Here is a 14,919-nt window from a genome sequence, read left to right as displayed (position 1 = left end):
AAAAAAGAATTTGACGGCGATTCGTCTTTGACTCATCCTAGTCTCAACCAAATGAGCGCAAAAGCGCCGTGGAACTGAGGCAGTGATATGACCACAATCAAGACGAAGGGCGCAACCGCGCTCCCTTTAAACACGATTCTATCCGGGGACTGCATCGAGGCGATGAACAGTCTGCCAGAGGCGTCGGTTGATCTGATTTTTGCGGACCCCCCTTACAATCTGCAACTGAAAGGTCAGTTGCACCGGCCCGACAATTCTCAGGTGGACGCGGTCGATGATCACTGGGACCAGTTCTCCAGTTTTAGCGCTTACGATCAGTTCACGCGCGAATGGCTGAAGGCGGCACATCGTCTGCTGAAGCCCAACGGCGCGATTTGGGTGATTGGCTCATATCATAACATTTTCCGTGTGGGGTCGGCCTTGCAGGACGCGGGATACTGGATTCTGAACGACGTTGTCTGGCGCAAGTCGAATCCGATGCCGAATTTCCGGGGCAAGCGGTTTACCAATGCGCATGAGACGATGATCTGGGCCTCCAAGCGTGAGGGCGCGAAATACACGTTCAACTACGAAGCGCTCAAAGCGTTGAACGAAGGTGTGCAGATGCGCAGCGACTGGGTGCTGCCGATCTGTACAGGGCATGAGCGCCTAAAGGATGAAAACGGTGATAAGGCGCATCCGACGCAAAAACCGGAATCGCTGCTGCATCGGGTTCTGATCGGCTCGACCAATCCCGGCGATGTGGTGTTGGACCCGTTCTTTGGCACAGGCACGACGGGCGCGGTTGCCAAGATGCTGGGCCGCGAATTCATCGGTATCGAACGCGAGGAAAGTTACCGCAAGGTGGCCGAGAAACGCATCGCCGAGGTTCGCAAGTTCGACCGCGAGGCGCTGGAGGTCAGCGCCAGCAAGCGTGCCGAGCCGCGCGTGCCATTTGGCCAACTGGTCGAACGCGGCATGTTGCGACCGGGCGAAGAGCTGTACTCCATGAACCAGCGCCACAAGGCCAAGGTGCGTGCCGACGGTACGCTGGTGGGTGACAACGTCAAAGGCTCGATCCATCAGGTGGGCGCGCATCTTGAAAACGCGCCGTCCTGTAACGGCTGGACCTACTGGTGTTTCAAGCGTGACGGCAAAACCGTGCCGATTGATGTGCTGCGTCAGCAGATCAGGGCTGAAATGCATAACTGAATACCGCCGGTGCCTGTGGCCTGACACAAGGCACTAAGCCTTGCCCCGCCGTGTTCGGCGGGGCCTTTTGTTTTTGTGTCAGAGGTGGTTGCATGGGGCAGCCCCTGACAACCCTTGTGGGAGACCAAGGCAATGACCGACGCCAGCGCCAGCCCGTCCCGTATCGACAGGATGTTCCTGACACAGCCGGATAATTTTGATCTGGACAACAAATACACCGAGGCCGCGTTAGAGAAACACAAGCGCGAAGGGCTGGAACTTGCCGTGCGCGCCCGTTGGATTGCGATGGCGCTGACGGCTATCTTGCTGATCTATCTAAACCCCCATTGGGAAGTCCTTTGGTATCATTTCATCCTGTTGCTGATTTGCGCAAACGGCTGGTTGATCCGCCGCGCCGGCCGCGTCGGGCAATCGCGGCTCGAATTGCTTTTGATCTTTGTCGATCTGCTGATCATGACGCTGGGCATGATTGTTCCCAACCCGTTCAGCGACGATGTGCGACCTCTGGCGATGCAATACCGCTTTGATAACTTTCAGTATTTCTTCATCATTCTGGCCGCCGGTACCTTGGCCTATTCCTGGCGTACCGTTATCGCGCTGGGAACATGGACCGCCGGAATGTGGACCATCGGCTGGGTCGTGGCATGGTGGATATCAACACCGATACCGGGCCTCAGCGAGCGTGTGGCCGAGGCGCTTCAGGGCTACCCGGATGTGGCTGAAATGCTGGATCCCAACAGTTTTATGGTGCCAGAGCGCGTACAGCAGGTAATTGTTTTTATTATGGTCGCCGTGACCTTGGGCGTGTCCATGCAGCGGTTGAACCGTCTGTTGATGAGCAATGCCGGTCTTGAACGCGAGCGGGCAAATCTGTCGCGCTACTTTTCGCCCAATGTGGTCGAAGAGCTAAGCCAGAATGACGAGCCGCTCAAGCAGGTGCGCAAAGAGAACATCGCCGTGCTGTTCATCGACATCGTCGGGTTTACCCGGTTTGCGGCCGGACGCGACCCCTATGAAGTCATCGAGGCATTGCGCGGGTTTCATGCCCGTATGGAAACCGAGGTGTTCCGCCACAACGGCACACTGGACAAGTATCTGGGCGACGGGCTGATGGCCACATTCGGAACGCCGGTGCCAACGGAGCTTGATGCAAGCAATGCATTGGCTTGCGCAAGGGCGATGGTGGAGGTGATCGATCGCTGGAATCTGGACCGACGCCGGGCCGGTGATCCCGAGATACAGGTGGGTATCGGCGTACATTACGGGCCGGTTGTTCTGGGGGATATCGGCGCAAACCGGTTGGAATTCGCAGTTATTGGCGATGCCGTGAACGTGGCCGCCAAGTTGGAGGCGACGACGCGGGATCTGGGCGCCCGAATTGTCATCAGCGATGCGGTACGGGAGCAGGCCCGGAAAGAAGCCTTGCCTTCAAAACAAGAATTGTCGGGCTTTGTGCAGCGCTCGGGTCAAACCGTTCGTGGCGTCGAGACCCCGATGGATATCTGGGTGCTGTAGGCGAGGCACTCCCGCCTGGCGATTGTGCATCAAAGATGCACGCCGCCAGTTGGGCCGCGCAGCGCGCTGGTGCGCGCTGCGGTTACGCCCGCGGCAAAGGGTTTTGGGCTTTGTTATAGGGTTGCCAGTTTGTGACCTCGGGGTAATACCGGCGACGCCAGGCGCGCACCCTCGGGTTCATTACGCGTCTCCACAAGGGCGGGATCATGGCGGCGACCGTCATGACCGGATAGCCATAGGGCAGTTGCGGTGCGGCGTCTTCGCTATGGTGTTGCAGCAGCGGAAAGCGGCGGTTCGGCTTGTAGTGGTGATCCGAATGGCGTTGCAGGTTGATCAGCAACCAGTTCGAGGCTTTTTGCGACGCGTTCCATGAATGGCGTGGCCGGACATGTTCGTACTTGCCGTCCCCCAGGTATTTGCGCGTCAGGCCGTAATGTTCGACATAGTTGACCAGCTCCAGCTGCCAGATCGCGGTTCCTGCCTGTACCAGAAACAGCGCCAGCCCGGCCCAGCCTCCGACCAGAAGCGCCAGCAGCAGCATCGCCGCTTGCAACGCCCAATAGCGCCAGAACGGGTTTGAGGGGCCTGTCCACGGCAAACCCTTGCGGGCCAGCTTGTCGCGCTCGGCGCGGAAGGCCGATAGCAAGCTTTGGCGCAGGACGCGCGGGTAGAACCGATGGAATCCCTCGTTATAGCGCGCTGTTACAGGGTCACGCGGCGTGCCGACATGGCGATGGTGGACCAGAAGATGTTCCGAGCGGAAATGCGAATACAGCACCATCGCCAGCAGGATATCGGCCAGCCATCGCTCACCCCGACCTTTCTGGTGCATGAGCTCGTGGCTGTAGTTGATCCCGATCGTGCCCGAGATGACCCCCATTCCGAAGAAAATCCCGATCTTTTCCAGCGAAGACAGAGCATCCGAACGTGTCACATACCAGATCAGGCCATAAAGCGTGGCGAACTGAAGCGGCGCCCAGACGTTGGTCAGCGAGATGTGCCAACGCAGCATTGTGTCAGGGGTCTCGGGATCAGCGTTTTCAAGGTCCAACCCGACAAAGTGATCAAGCACCGCATAGGCCCACCAGGTGGAGAGGGGCACCAGAAGGATCCACCAACCACCATGGGTTGCCGATATCCAGATCAGTGGGATCAAAAGCACCGATGCCCAGAACGGCAAGGCGGTTTGCCAGCGGGCCAGCGTCTCTGACGTGATCATCCTGATGCTCCGGTCCTTTGGGGACATATTTCGTCCTGTTGGATAGGACGATGCGCTATTGCCCGCGCCACAGGTCATGGGCCTTGCGCATCACCGTGGGCAGATCATTTGGCCGAAAGTCGTGTTTGTCCAGAACGATCAGTCCCGACGGAGTTGTTCCGTGAGGTAAAGAGGCGGTCCAGACACGCAGAACCAGGTGGAAATGGGTGAAGGTATGGCGCACCTCACCGCTCAGCGCGGTCCAGTCCGCTGCAAACGGGGCCGCTGTCTCGGGCGCGTCGGACCAGTCCGAACCGGGCCAGCCCAGCATGCCCCCCAGCAGGCCTTTATCTGGTCTGCGCTCCAGCAGCATCGCCCCGTCGTCGCGGCGGGCAATGTAGATGTGGCCATAGCGGGTGGGTTTCGGCTTTTTGGGCGTTTTCTTTGGCAGATCCGCCTGTGTCCCCCGTGTCCGGGCTTGGCAGGGCACGCGCACCGGGCAGATACCACAGGCGGGTGATTTTGGTGAACAGATCGTCGCGCCCAGGTCCATCACCGCCTGCGCGTAATCTCCGGGCCGGGTGGTTGGGGTCAAAGCGGCGGCTTTGTCTTTGAGGATCGGCTTGGAGCCCGGCAAAGGGTCGTGAATGTCGAAAAGTCGGGCCATGACCCGTTCGACATTCCCATCCAACACTGTTTCGGGGCGGTCAAAGGCGATGGCCGCAATGGCAGCGGCGGTGTAGGGACCGATCCCCGGCAGTTTCAGCAGGGCATCGTATGTATCGGGGAATTTTCCACCGTGTTCCGTGGCCACAACCCGCGCGCATTTCAGCAGGTTGCGAGCACGGGCATAATAGCCCAGCCCGGCCCATTCGCCCATGACCTGATCGTCAGGAGCATTGGCGAGTGCCGTCACATCTGGCCAGCGGGTCGTGAAACGCAGAAAATAGTCGCGCACCGCCGCAACGGTTGTTTGCTGCAACATGACTTCGGACAGCCACACGCGATAGGGGTCGGGGATGACGCCTGCCGCCCGCTCGGCCGGGCCGATGCGCCATGGCATTTCACGCGCGTGGCTGTCGTACCAGTCCAGCAACGCGGCGCTCAGGTCAAATTCTGCTGTGTCACGCAAGTTTTATCTATCTTCCTGTCGGGTTTCGCTGGCGCCCGGGCGCACGCCTATTACAATAGCGGCGCAGGAGTTGGAAACCAGATGCAACGCAGACGTTCTTCGACCCGCGGGTTCAAACGCACCGCGACCTTGCTGAATGACCAGATCAGACGCGCGGGTGAAAGCCGGGGCTTTGCTGTTTCGCGCCTGCTGACCCATTGGGCCGAGATCGTGGGGCGGGACATCGCCGCAATTGCCCGCCCGGTGAAAGTCGGATACGCGAAGGGCGGGTTTGGGGCCACGCTGACCGTGCTGACGACGGGGCCGCAGGCTCCGATGCTGGAGATGCAGAAAGAACAACTGAAGCAGCGGGTCAATGCAACTTATGGCTTCAACGCCATCAGTCGCATTCGCATCACCCAGACTGCACCCACGGGATTTGCCGAGGGGCAGGCCAGTTTCGACCACAAACCAAAACCGGCCAAACCCGAACCATCACCCGAAATTGTCGCCGAAGCAGACAAAGTGTCGCGCGATGTGAATGATGAAGATTTGCGCGCGGCCCTTGAACGTCTTGGCCGCAACGTTCTATCCAGACAGAAACACTAAGAAAGGGCTGAGAATGAGCCGTATTGCAACAGTACTCTGTGCGGCCGTCGCCGTGGCCGCGGGTGGCTATTGGCTGACGACGTCAACGTCGACCCCGGCGGCGCCGCTTATCAGCAGCGCCGAAGCGCAGGAGGCGGACCTGGATACCTCGACCATCATCGAGATGGTGCAGGGGGCCGAAGACGCGCCGGTCGAGATCATCGAATACGCATCCTATACCTGCCCACATTGTGCGAACTTCCACGAAGGGGCTTATAAACAGCTCAAGAAGGATTTCATCGACACCGGCAAAGTCAGGTTCGTCTACCGCGAAGTGTATTTTGACCGCTATGGCCTGTGGGCTTCGATGGTCGCGCGTTGTGCCGGGCCGGACAAGTTTTTTGGAATTTCGGACCTGATCTACAAAGGCCAGCCCGAATGGACTAAAGCCGGAGGTCCGGCCGAGATCGTCGAAGAGCTGCGCAAGATCGGACGTCTGGCGGGCATCGACAATGACCAGCTTGACGCCTGCCTGCAGGATGGCACCCGCGCGCAGACGCTGGTGGCCTGGTATCAGGAAAATGCCGAACGCGACGGTGTTCAGGCCACCCCTTCCTTTCTGGTGAACGGCAAGAAGGTCGAAAACCAGTCTTACGACAGCTTCAAGAAGCTGATTGAAGATGAATTGGGCAATTGATTCCTGACATCGGCCATCCCTGAAAGGGTGGCCTGACAACCGGAGTTATTCCGGCGACGGGGCAGCCGTCAGCAACAAATCTCTGACCTGTTCGGCCTCGGTCACCTGAAGCCGAACAGGTAGGGTAACGACTTTTCTGCGAAAGGCTGCAGACAGGCGCACGGCGTCTTTTTCCGTTGTTACTAGCTGGGCACCAAGCGCACGCGCCTCATTTTCAAGCCGCGTCGTCAGCGCAGGGGTCAGAGGCTGGTGATCGTCCAACGCCTCGGCCCGCAACAGGCTTGCACCTTGCTGGCGCAGCGTCTGAAAGAACTTTTCCGGGTGGCCTATGCCGGCAAAGGCCAGAACCGGCGTATCGGTCCAGTCCATCCCGGTTTGCAGTGCGCTCACCTGTCCGGTGGCATGGGGAACGGGGATGGCATTGCCCCAATGGGCGGCGAAACCGGCCTGCGCCTCAGGATCGCCCAGTGACAGCACCAGATCGGCTCGCTTCATTCCGGCCTCGACGGGTTCGCGCAAGGGTCCGGCGGGCAGGCACAGCCCATTGCCGAACCCGCGCTCGGCGTCAACGACGACGATCGAGAAATCCTTGGCAACGGACGGGTTCTGGAATCCATCGTCCAGCACGATAACCGTGGCGCCATCCTCGGCAGCGGCGCGGGCACCGGCGGCGCGGTCCTTGGCGACCCAGACTTCGGCGAACGCTGCCAGCAGCAGCGGCTCATCCCCGACTTGGGCGGCGGTATGGCGTGCCGGGTCGACCCGCACCGGCCCGTCCAGCGACCCGCCATGCCCACGCGTCACGACATGGGGGGTGTGCCACGCGTCGCGCAGCTGTTCCAGCACCCAGATAGCGGTGGGGGTCTTGCCAGTGCCGCCTGCGTTCAGATTGCCGACGCAGATCACCGGGATGCCGGGCTTCAGCCCGGTTCCCGCTGCAACCCGGCGCGCGGTCGCCGCGCCATATATTCGGCCCAGCGGTGCCAGCAGTCGGGCGCGCAGATCCAACCGGTCGGGTCCGGTGTTCCAGAACTCAGGGGCGCGCATTCTGTGCCCTCCGCTCATCCAGCTTGTCCTGAACCAGTTCGGTCAATTGGTCGACCTGCGGCGCGCCTTCGGTCACGACCTGCCATCCGGCAAGGGCCATGTCTGCGGTGCGATCCGGGGCCAACAGCGCCACCACGCCGTCCCCCAGTTCGGTGGCAGATTTCACCATCAGCGCCGCCCCCGCCTGATCCAAGCGGTCATAGGCATCCTGATGCCGGTTCACATGCGGCCCGTGTATCACGGCGGATCCAAGCGCGGTGGAAATCAATGGGTCTCGCCCTCCCGCCCCACGTTCCAGCGAACTGCCCATGAAAGTCACCGCCGACACCCTGTGCCACAGCCCGAGGTCCTCGGGGTTGGAACTCAGGATGACCTGAGTGGTATCCTCGATCACCTGGCTTTCGTCCCAGTTGATGCAGCGCAGGTCCATGGCGGACAACCTGCGTTGCAGTGGTTCGACCTCGTCAAGATCGGCCACATGCAGGACCAACGCAAGGCGCGGCAGCATCCGCATCGCCTGACGGTGTGCGCTGAGGATCGAGATGAACTCCTTGTCTTGCACCCAGGCCGCCAGCCAGACCGGGCGACCGGCAACAGCGTGATTGGTCTCGATCAGCTCATCCTCGGGCCAGGGATGCGGAGTTGGGCTGACCCGCAAGGGCGCAGAGACAGAAACTTTGTGACTGGGAACGCCCAACCGCCGGATTTGCCGCGCGGTTTCTTCAGAAGTCGCCAGAATCCGGTCAAAGCAATCCATGGTATAGCGGCCTAGATCGGGCAGCCACCGTCCACTGCGGGCGGGTTTGATGTCGACGCTCGCCTCGACAAGTATCAGCGGGATGTCGCGTTCTTCGGCGCGGGTGATGATGTTGGGCATCAGACCGCCACCAACCCAGATTCCGATATCGGGGCGCCAATGATCCAGAAATGCGCGCGCCACGCCAGCCTGCTCTGACGGTAGGCACACCAAGGGCGCGCCGCAATCATCCCAGTCGGACAGCTCAGCCTCGGGCGGCGCGGTCAGCAACAGCGACAATCCGGGCCGTAGCGGAAGCAGTTGACGGCAGAAGTCATCGACCGCACGCAACCTGTCCGGGTTTTCGATATGTACCCATAGCAGCTCACCTTCGGGCCGGGCCATGGCCGTAGTGCCATTGCCGGACTGCACACCCCAGGACAGCACCCGGTAGGCCGCAAGGCTGAGTGAGCGTGGCTTGCTCATCCCGGCAACCCTGATCCATGCGGGTCAAGCCGAGCAAATAGCTGTGCGTGCAGATCGCGCCCGGCTGCGACGACCCCGTTCAGGCGCGGGTGTGGGTTGTTGAACCGCAAAAGCCCGCCGCGACGGTCCGTACACAGACCGCCCGCCTCGCGCAGTATCAAGTCACCTGCGGCGATGTCCCATTCCCAGCTTGGCCGCAGGGTCAGCATGCCATCGAACCGACCCTGAGCGACCAGCGCCATGCGATAGGCCAGCGACGGGCGGTAAACCCTTTGAAAATCGGGCACCGAACCGGCCCGCCAATGATGCGGCTGAAGATTGGGTTTTGCAGCCAGAACCTCGGCCTGAGCCAGTGGGCCGGGATCGGACACGTGAATTGCGGAACCGTTGAGGGTGGCCCCCTGTCCTTTGGCGGCGGTGTAAAACAGGTCTCGCAACGGCAAGTAGATGACGGCTGCGGTGACTTCTCCACCCTCGGCCACTGCAATCGAATGCGCCCAGGTGCGGGATCCTTCGGCAAAGCTGCGGGTGCCGTCGATCGGGTCGATGATGAACACGCGTTCGTGTTGCAATCGGTCCTGCGTGTCTTCTGTCTCTTCGCTCAGCCAGCCATAGTCGGGACGCGCCGCCTTCAGCTCGGCTTCGAGCATGGCATTGACGGCCAGGTCCGCCTCGGTCACCGGCCCCGCGCCGTCGGGCTTGTCCCAGCGCTGCGCCGAGGTCCCGCTGTACCGGGTTGCGATCCGCCCGGCCTGTCTGGCGGCGTCAATCAGCAAGGGCAGGTCAGTTGCCGGCAAGTGTCATCCCTTCGATCAGGATCGAGGGCACCACCCGCGACAGATAGCTGCGCGCGTCATTGGCGGGGATGATCCGCATCAGCATGTCGCGCAGGTTGCCCGCGATGGTGCATTCGTTGACAGGGTGGCTGATCTGACCATTTTCGACCCAGAACCCGGACGCGCCGCGGGAATAGTCGCCGGTATTGGGGTTGATCGTCGATCCGATCATTGAGGTCACAAGCAACCCGGTTCCCATATCGCGGATCAGGTCATCGCGGCTGCGTTCGCCTTGGGTCAGGCTGAGGTTCCAGTTGCTGGGCGACGGTGGCCCCGACACGCCGCGCGCGGCGTTGCCGGTGGGGGCCATCTCAAGCTTGCGGGCGCTGGACAGGTCAAGCGTCCAGCCGGTGAGGATGCCGTTCTCGACAATTGCGCGCTTATGGGTCTGCAACCCTTCGGCATCAAATGGGCGCGAGCCCGAGATGCGCGGGCGATGCGGGTCTTCGATCAGGGACAAATGCTCAGGCAGGACCTGTTGTCCCAAACTGTCCTTCAACCACGATGCCCCGCGCGCGATGGCAGCGCCGTTGCTGGCCGCCAGAAGATGACCGATCAGAGAGGATGAGATGCGTTCATCGAACAAGACCGGGAAACTGCCGGTCTCGGGTTTGCGCGCACCAGCCCGCGCGACCGCGCGTTCACCGGCCGTTCGACCGATCTCGACCGGGTTGCGCAGATCGCTTTGAAAGGTGCGGCTGTCGCCGTCATAGTCGCGCTCCATCCCGGTGCCTTCGCCCGAGATGGCCACACAAGATGTCGACCGGCTACTGCGTGAATAGCCGCCCGAGAAACCGTTTGTGGCAGATAGATGCACCCGGTGCGTCCCATAGGCTGCCCCCGCGTCGGACACCTGTGTCACCCCCGCGACAGCCTGTGCGGCGGCCTCTGCGGCCAATGCGTCCTGCATCAGGGCTTCTGCGCTGGGCTCGGGCGCGGGATCGAACAGTTCCAATACGTCCATGTCCCAGCCAGAGGTCAACTGATCGGCATCGGCCAGACCGGTAAAGGGATCTTCGGGCGCTTCGCGTGCCATTGCCACCGCCCGTTCGGCCATCGCCAGCAGCGTCGCGGGCCGACTGTCCGAGCTGGATACGATGGCCTGACGTTTGCCCAGAAACACGCGCAGCCCCAGATCGGTACCTTCAGAGCGTTCGGCATGTTCCAGCGCGCCCTCGCGCACCTCAATCGAAACAGACGTGCCATCGATCACGATCGCATCCGCCGCGTCGGCCCCTGCCTTGCGAGCCGCATTCAGCAGGTCATGGCTGATCTCTTCTGGTGTCTGTGTCATGTCGCCTCCGGTCTGACCCCAATGGACCTAACCTTGGACTGTCCGGCCCGCAAGTCCTGCTGCCGGAAAGAAAACAGGGCCGGACCCGTTTCCGGATACGGCCCTTAGGGAAAGACCGCCAGAACGGTCTTTCCTCATCACGTCATCACTTAATGCGCTGACCGTTGGCAATAATCTGGCCGTCTTCGGTGAATTCGATCTTGGACTTCAGCGTATCGGGTTCGTCGCCCGGCACGGCCATCAGACCCATCATCATGCGCGCGCCCAAGGCGTCTTCTTCCGAGACAAAGCCCATGCCGATCAGCTTGTCGATCAGGGCGTTTGCCCCAGCCAGATGCAGGTTTGCGACACCGCTGGGTGCGGGCATGCCACCGAACTCATCGGTGTTGGCGTTGTCAAAGGTAAAGTCCCCATCGCCGGTCAGCTTGGCACCCACCAGCGAGACCAGCAATTCGTTGATCTTCAGCGAATGCAGCTCACCAGGCACAATCTCACCGGATTCGAGCGTTTCGGCAACGGCCGGGTCCATGAAGTTCACCAGCACCTTGGCGGTTCCGGTTGCATCCAGCGCAATGGTGGCCGGGTCGCGCGGCAGGGTTTCGGCGGGGTCAAACATGCTCCACAGCACATCAGACATCGTGAAATCGGTCAGGTTCATGCCGAAACCAAAAGGTTGAATCTCCTCTGACGCCTCAATCGGGAATTCGAACTTCAGCCCGGCGTTTTCCATCGCGATCTCGATCGGGAAAGGCAGATCGGCCGTTGTGACCGCCAGCTTTGTACTGTTCTGCACCAGATCATAGACAACGCGCTGGGCGTCTATGCTGCCCGCAAAGCGCCCGCCTTGCGAGGAACTGCTCATCGAGAACGACTCGCCTTCGGACACCCCGGCAACCTCGGTCGCACCGGAACCATAGGTAAAGGTGCCCGATGCGGCAAAACCGGCGTCGTAAATGCTCTGGATGTTCTCGAGATCAAGTTCGGTAGGGACCACCGTGTCGCCCGAAAAATCCAGTTCGTTCAGCTTGCCGCTGACGCGCCCGTCTTCGCCTGACTCGGGGTCCTGAAACGCCAGATCATAGGTCAGATCAGCAGCCTTGAAGCTTTGGCTGATATTCCGGTTCTCACCGACCTGCATCCGCGAGTCTCCGGTCAGGTCATTGATCTTGAACGAGACGTTCAGCGCATCTTCCGGAATGTCCTCGCCTTCCACATCCAGCGATGTCAGGTCTACGCCCACGCTTGCAGCGCTATAGTCGTAGGTCATGTCTTCGGGCGTGCCCGAAACCACCATGTCCATCGCATCTGTCGTGTACAGCAGTTCGACGGAATAGCTCTGGCCGTCCTCGGCACCGGTGAGCGTGATCGGAAAGCTTTCGGGGAACGCGATCTGAACCGTTCCGTCGCCGTTTTCGGTCAACGTCATTTCCGGGATAAGCAGGTTCACCTGGCTCTCCGCGTCGGGCACGACCATGCTCATTGTCATGTTCGAGATGGTGGTCACATCACCCGAGGTGCTTTCTTCACCCGTAACGGTATAGCCCATGCCGCCCATATAAGCCTGCCAGTCGGCCCAGACGTCATTGGCGGTCAGATCGGCCAGCGCGCCCTGGGTCGCGACGACATAGGCCATAACAGCGCCGCAGCTACGGCGTAGGTAAACAGACATAAGAGAACCCTTCTCGATCAATTTTCCGGGCATCGTCGTGCCTGTCGCGGGTATCGTCAAGGGGCAAGGGCTGGACCCTTTCCCCGTTTGCGAGGTACGACTGGGCACAATCGCAAATGAAGGGGTGCCAAGAATGGACATGCAAGGCAAAACCGTGCTGATAACGGGCGCAAGCCGGGGCATTGGCGCAGAGGCAGGGCGCGTATTTGCCGCAGCCGGCGCCAATGTTGCGTTGCTGGCCCGCAGTCGCGATCAGATCGACGCTCTGGCGGCGGCAATGGGTGAGAACGCCATGGCTCTGGCCTGCGATGTCAGCGATTTTGCGCAGGTGGAACAGGCGGTTGCAGATTGTGTCGACCGGTTTGGCGGTCTGGATGTGCTGATCGGCAATGCCGGTGTCATCGAGCCGATTTTTCATCTGAGCAACGCCGATGTTGCCGCTTGGGGGCAGGCCATCGACATCAACCTCAAGGGTGTGTTTCACGGCATGCGCGCGGCGTTGCCCCTGATGCGGGCCGCAGGCGGGGGCACGGTGATCACCATTTCGTCAGGTGCTGCCTCGAACGCGATCGAAGCCTGGAGCCACTACTGCGCCTCGAAAGCCGGGGCAAAGATGCTGACCGAATGTCTGCATCTGGAAGAGGGCCATCACGGCATTCGCGCCATGGGGCTGTCGCCGGGCACCGTGGCCACCGACATGCAGCGTGTGATCAAGGCCAGTGGCATCAACCCGGTCAGTCAGTTGGACTGGGAAGTTCATATTCCCGCAGACTGGCCCGCGCGGGCGCTGCTGTGGATGTGTTCGCCTGATGCCGACGAATTTCTGGGCACCGAAATCTCGCTGCGGCAGGACGATATCCGCAAACGGGTGGGATTGGTTTGATCGATCTCTGCCGGGATGACGGGCTCTGGACCGTCACGTTGAACAACTCCGACAAGGCCAACGCCTTGACCAGCGCGATGCTCGAAGAGCTGGTGAGCATAGCCCAGGCTGCGACCGAAGCGCGGGCCCTGATCCTGACAGGCGCCGGGCGCGTGTTCAGCGCCGGGGCTGATCTTGAAGAGGCACGCGCCGGTCTGGCCACTTCGAATCTGTGGGAGGCGCTGTCAGGAGCGATCGCAGCCTTGCCCTGTCTGACGATCGCCGCATTGAACGGCACGCTGGCGGGCGGTGCGAACGGGATGGTTCTGGCCTGTGATCTGCGGATTGCCGTGCCTTCGGCCAAGTTTTTTTATCCGGTAATGAAACTTGGGTTCTTGCCGCAACCGTCCGATCCGAAACGCATGGCGGCGCTGATCGGTCCGGCGCGGACAAAGCTGATTCTGATGGCGGGGCAGAAGATTACCGCTCAGCAAGCCTATGATTTTGGTCTGGTAGACCGGATCGTCGAACCGGACGCGCTGATGCCGACGGCCCGCGATCTGGCGGCGGACAGCTTGGCGGCCAAGCCCGACATCGCCGCTGGCATCGCGGGGTTGTGCAGATGAGGCTTTCAGCCCTTCGCCTTCGAGTGGCACACCCCGAGACGCTGGCGGCGTTCTATCGCGATATTCTGGGTATGTCCGTCAATGAGGAAGGCGCAAACTGGCGCGTTGGCTACCTCGGTGCGGACGCGGATTTGCTGCTGATGCCGGGCGGTGGCGGCTATACCCATGACCGTGGTCAGCGATATTGGAAGATCGGCATCACATTGCCGGATGTCGATCTTGCCGCAGCACATCTGCGCAACAAAGGGTTGGCCGTCAGCGCGCCGGCTCAGTTTCTGGACATCGGCTATATGTGCCACCTGTCCGACCCCGAAGGGTTCTCGATCGAACTGTTGCAACATGATTTCGAGGGTAATCGCCCGGCAAACGCGGCGGACCCCGACGCCCCGTTCGGCAAGGCGCGCATCGGTCAGATCACCCTGCGCACCGGTAACATCGCCGCTGAGGACGCATTCTGCCGCGATCTGGGGATGCGCCTTTTGTCGATGCAAGAGGTCGCCCCATACGGGTTTGACCTGCATTTCTATGGCTTAACCAATGATCACCCGCCCGAGCGCGATCTGTGGTCGGTTGGAAACCGCGAGTGGTTGTGGAAGCGCCCCTACACAACGCTGGAATTTCAGCACATTGCGGGCGCGCAATTTGCTCCGGTACCGGATTTCAGAGGGATTGAGGTCGAGGGCTTGGCCCAGCCGCTGACCGACGCATTTGGCGACCCGGTTCTGCCCGGCTAGTGCCCGCGTCGTTTTCCGGGCACTTTCGAACGGAACCCGGGCGGACGTTTTTGAACCCAACTCAGGAACTTGGCCAGCCTGGGATGCGCGCGCAACGCCTCGATAGTGTTGAATTCGCGGGCGAGCTCGGCTTCGGTCAGGGTGGCGTGAACCTCTTTGTGACAGATCTGGTGCAGCAGGACCGTTGGACCGCCCTTGCCTCCTTTGAGTTTTGGGATCAGATGGTGCAGGCTGCCGCCCCCATCGGGGATCGGGCGGTCGCATAGCGGGCAGATCGGTACGTCATCACTCATGATGGCAGCAAACACTTTGACCCGCAGGCAAGGCAA

The 14,919-nt window shown here is 61.0% G+C and carries 15 protein-coding genes; 7 read left to right on the top strand and 8 right to left on the bottom strand.

Annotation, left to right across the window (positions count from 1 at the left end; all coding sequences use genetic code 11):
• The first annotated feature begins 87 nt into the window (after positions 1 to 87).
• Positions 88 to 1,191, top strand: coding sequence for a DNA methyltransferase (locus ACR0LX_RS17515; RefSeq protein WP_480784828.1), 1,104 nt, complete (start codon positions 88 to 90; stop codon positions 1,189 to 1,191).
• A 132-nt stretch (positions 1,192 to 1,323) separates the two neighbouring features.
• Positions 1,324 to 2,706, top strand: a complete 1,383-nt coding sequence (locus ACR0LX_RS17510) for an adenylate/guanylate cyclase domain-containing protein (protein WP_480784827.1) — start codon at positions 1,324 to 1,326, stop codon at positions 2,704 to 2,706.
• 82 nt (positions 2,707 to 2,788) lie between these two features.
• Here the strand turns inward: ACR0LX_RS17510 and ACR0LX_RS17505 are convergent, their stop codons facing one another.
• Together ACR0LX_RS17505 and mutY are read right to left on the bottom strand one after the other, a co-directional pair.
• Entirely contained in the window at positions 2,789 to 3,925 is a 1,137-nt protein-coding gene (locus ACR0LX_RS17505; RefSeq protein ID WP_480784826.1) for an alkane 1-monooxygenase, read from the bottom strand.
• Between the two features lie 55 nt (positions 3,926 to 3,980).
• Positions 3,981 to 5,036 carry an A/G-specific adenine glycosylase gene (gene mutY, locus ACR0LX_RS17500; RefSeq protein ID WP_480784825.1) on the bottom strand — a complete coding sequence of 352 codons (1,056 nt, stop codon included), beginning with the start codon at positions 5,034 to 5,036 and terminating at the stop codon, positions 3,981 to 3,983.
• A gap of 81 nt (positions 5,037 to 5,117) precedes the next feature.
• Between mutY and ACR0LX_RS17495 the strand changes: the two genes are divergently transcribed.
• Together ACR0LX_RS17495 and ACR0LX_RS17490 are read left to right on the top strand one after the other, a co-directional pair.
• Positions 5,118 to 5,624, top strand: coding sequence for a DUF721 domain-containing protein (locus tag ACR0LX_RS17495; RefSeq protein WP_480784824.1), 507 nt, complete (start codon positions 5,118 to 5,120; stop codon positions 5,622 to 5,624).
• 13 nt (positions 5,625 to 5,637) lie between these two features.
• Complete coding sequence (locus ACR0LX_RS17490) at positions 5,638 to 6,300, top strand: DsbA family protein (RefSeq protein ID WP_480784823.1); 663 nt, start codon at positions 5,638 to 5,640, stop codon at positions 6,298 to 6,300.
• A gap of 45 nt (positions 6,301 to 6,345) precedes the next feature.
• Here ACR0LX_RS17490 and lpxK read toward each other — a convergent pair whose 3' ends face one another.
• The 5 genes from lpxK to ACR0LX_RS17465 form a co-directional block, all read right to left on the bottom strand.
• Positions 6,346 to 7,347, bottom strand: a complete 1,002-nt coding sequence (lpxK, locus tag ACR0LX_RS17485; RefSeq protein WP_480784822.1) for a tetraacyldisaccharide 4'-kinase — start codon at positions 7,345 to 7,347, stop codon at positions 6,346 to 6,348.
• A complete protein-coding gene (locus tag ACR0LX_RS17480) occupies positions 7,334 to 8,569 on the bottom strand; it encodes a 3-deoxy-D-manno-octulosonic acid transferase (RefSeq protein WP_480784821.1) in 1,236 nt (411 codons plus the stop codon). The genes lpxK and ACR0LX_RS17480 overlap by 14 nt, the downstream gene beginning before the upstream one ends.
• A complete protein-coding gene (locus tag ACR0LX_RS17475) occupies positions 8,566 to 9,366 on the bottom strand; it encodes an inositol monophosphatase family protein (protein WP_480784820.1) in 801 nt (266 codons plus the stop codon). The genes ACR0LX_RS17480 and ACR0LX_RS17475 overlap by 4 nt, the downstream gene beginning before the upstream one ends.
• On the bottom strand, positions 9,353 to 10,699 hold the full coding sequence (locus ACR0LX_RS17470; protein ID WP_480784819.1) for a TldD/PmbA family protein: 1,347 nt from the start codon (positions 10,697 to 10,699) through the stop codon (positions 9,353 to 9,355). Before ACR0LX_RS17470 ends, ACR0LX_RS17475 begins: the two co-directional genes overlap by 14 nt.
• A gap of 145 nt (positions 10,700 to 10,844) precedes the next feature.
• Positions 10,845 to 12,368, bottom strand: a complete 1,524-nt coding sequence (locus tag ACR0LX_RS17465) for a DUF2125 domain-containing protein (RefSeq protein WP_480784818.1) — start codon at positions 12,366 to 12,368, stop codon at positions 10,845 to 10,847.
• A 133-nt stretch (positions 12,369 to 12,501) separates the two neighbouring features.
• Between ACR0LX_RS17465 and ACR0LX_RS17460 the strand changes: the two genes are divergently transcribed.
• The 3 genes from ACR0LX_RS17460 to ACR0LX_RS17450 are packed head-to-tail and all read left to right on the top strand — an operon-like array spanning position 12,502 to position 14,590.
• Positions 12,502 to 13,251, top strand: a complete 750-nt coding sequence (locus ACR0LX_RS17460; protein WP_480784817.1) for an SDR family oxidoreductase — start codon at positions 12,502 to 12,504, stop codon at positions 13,249 to 13,251.
• Entirely contained in the window at positions 13,248 to 13,856 is a 609-nt protein-coding gene (locus tag ACR0LX_RS17455) for an enoyl-CoA hydratase/isomerase family protein (protein WP_480784816.1), read from the top strand. The genes ACR0LX_RS17460 and ACR0LX_RS17455 overlap by 4 nt, the downstream gene beginning before the upstream one ends.
• Positions 13,853 to 14,590 carry a VOC family protein gene (locus ACR0LX_RS17450; protein WP_480784815.1) on the top strand — a complete coding sequence of 246 codons (738 nt, stop codon included), beginning with the start codon at positions 13,853 to 13,855 and terminating at the stop codon, positions 14,588 to 14,590. The genes ACR0LX_RS17455 and ACR0LX_RS17450 overlap by 4 nt, the downstream gene beginning before the upstream one ends.
• On the opposite strand, the gene ACR0LX_RS17445 is transcribed toward ACR0LX_RS17450, so the two are convergent.
• Positions 14,587 to 14,883 (bottom strand): HNH endonuclease, encoded by a 297-nt coding sequence (locus ACR0LX_RS17445; protein WP_480784814.1) that lies wholly within the window; start codon positions 14,881 to 14,883, stop codon positions 14,587 to 14,589. The two genes, ACR0LX_RS17450 and ACR0LX_RS17445, sit on opposite strands and share 4 nt — an antisense overlap.
• Positions 14,884 to 14,919: the final 36 nt, after the last annotated feature.

Source organism: Ruegeria sp. CH11, assembly GCF_056537105.1.
The sequence above is the reverse complement of the archived record's forward strand: the minus strand, read 5'-3'. Positions and strand labels throughout refer to the sequence as shown.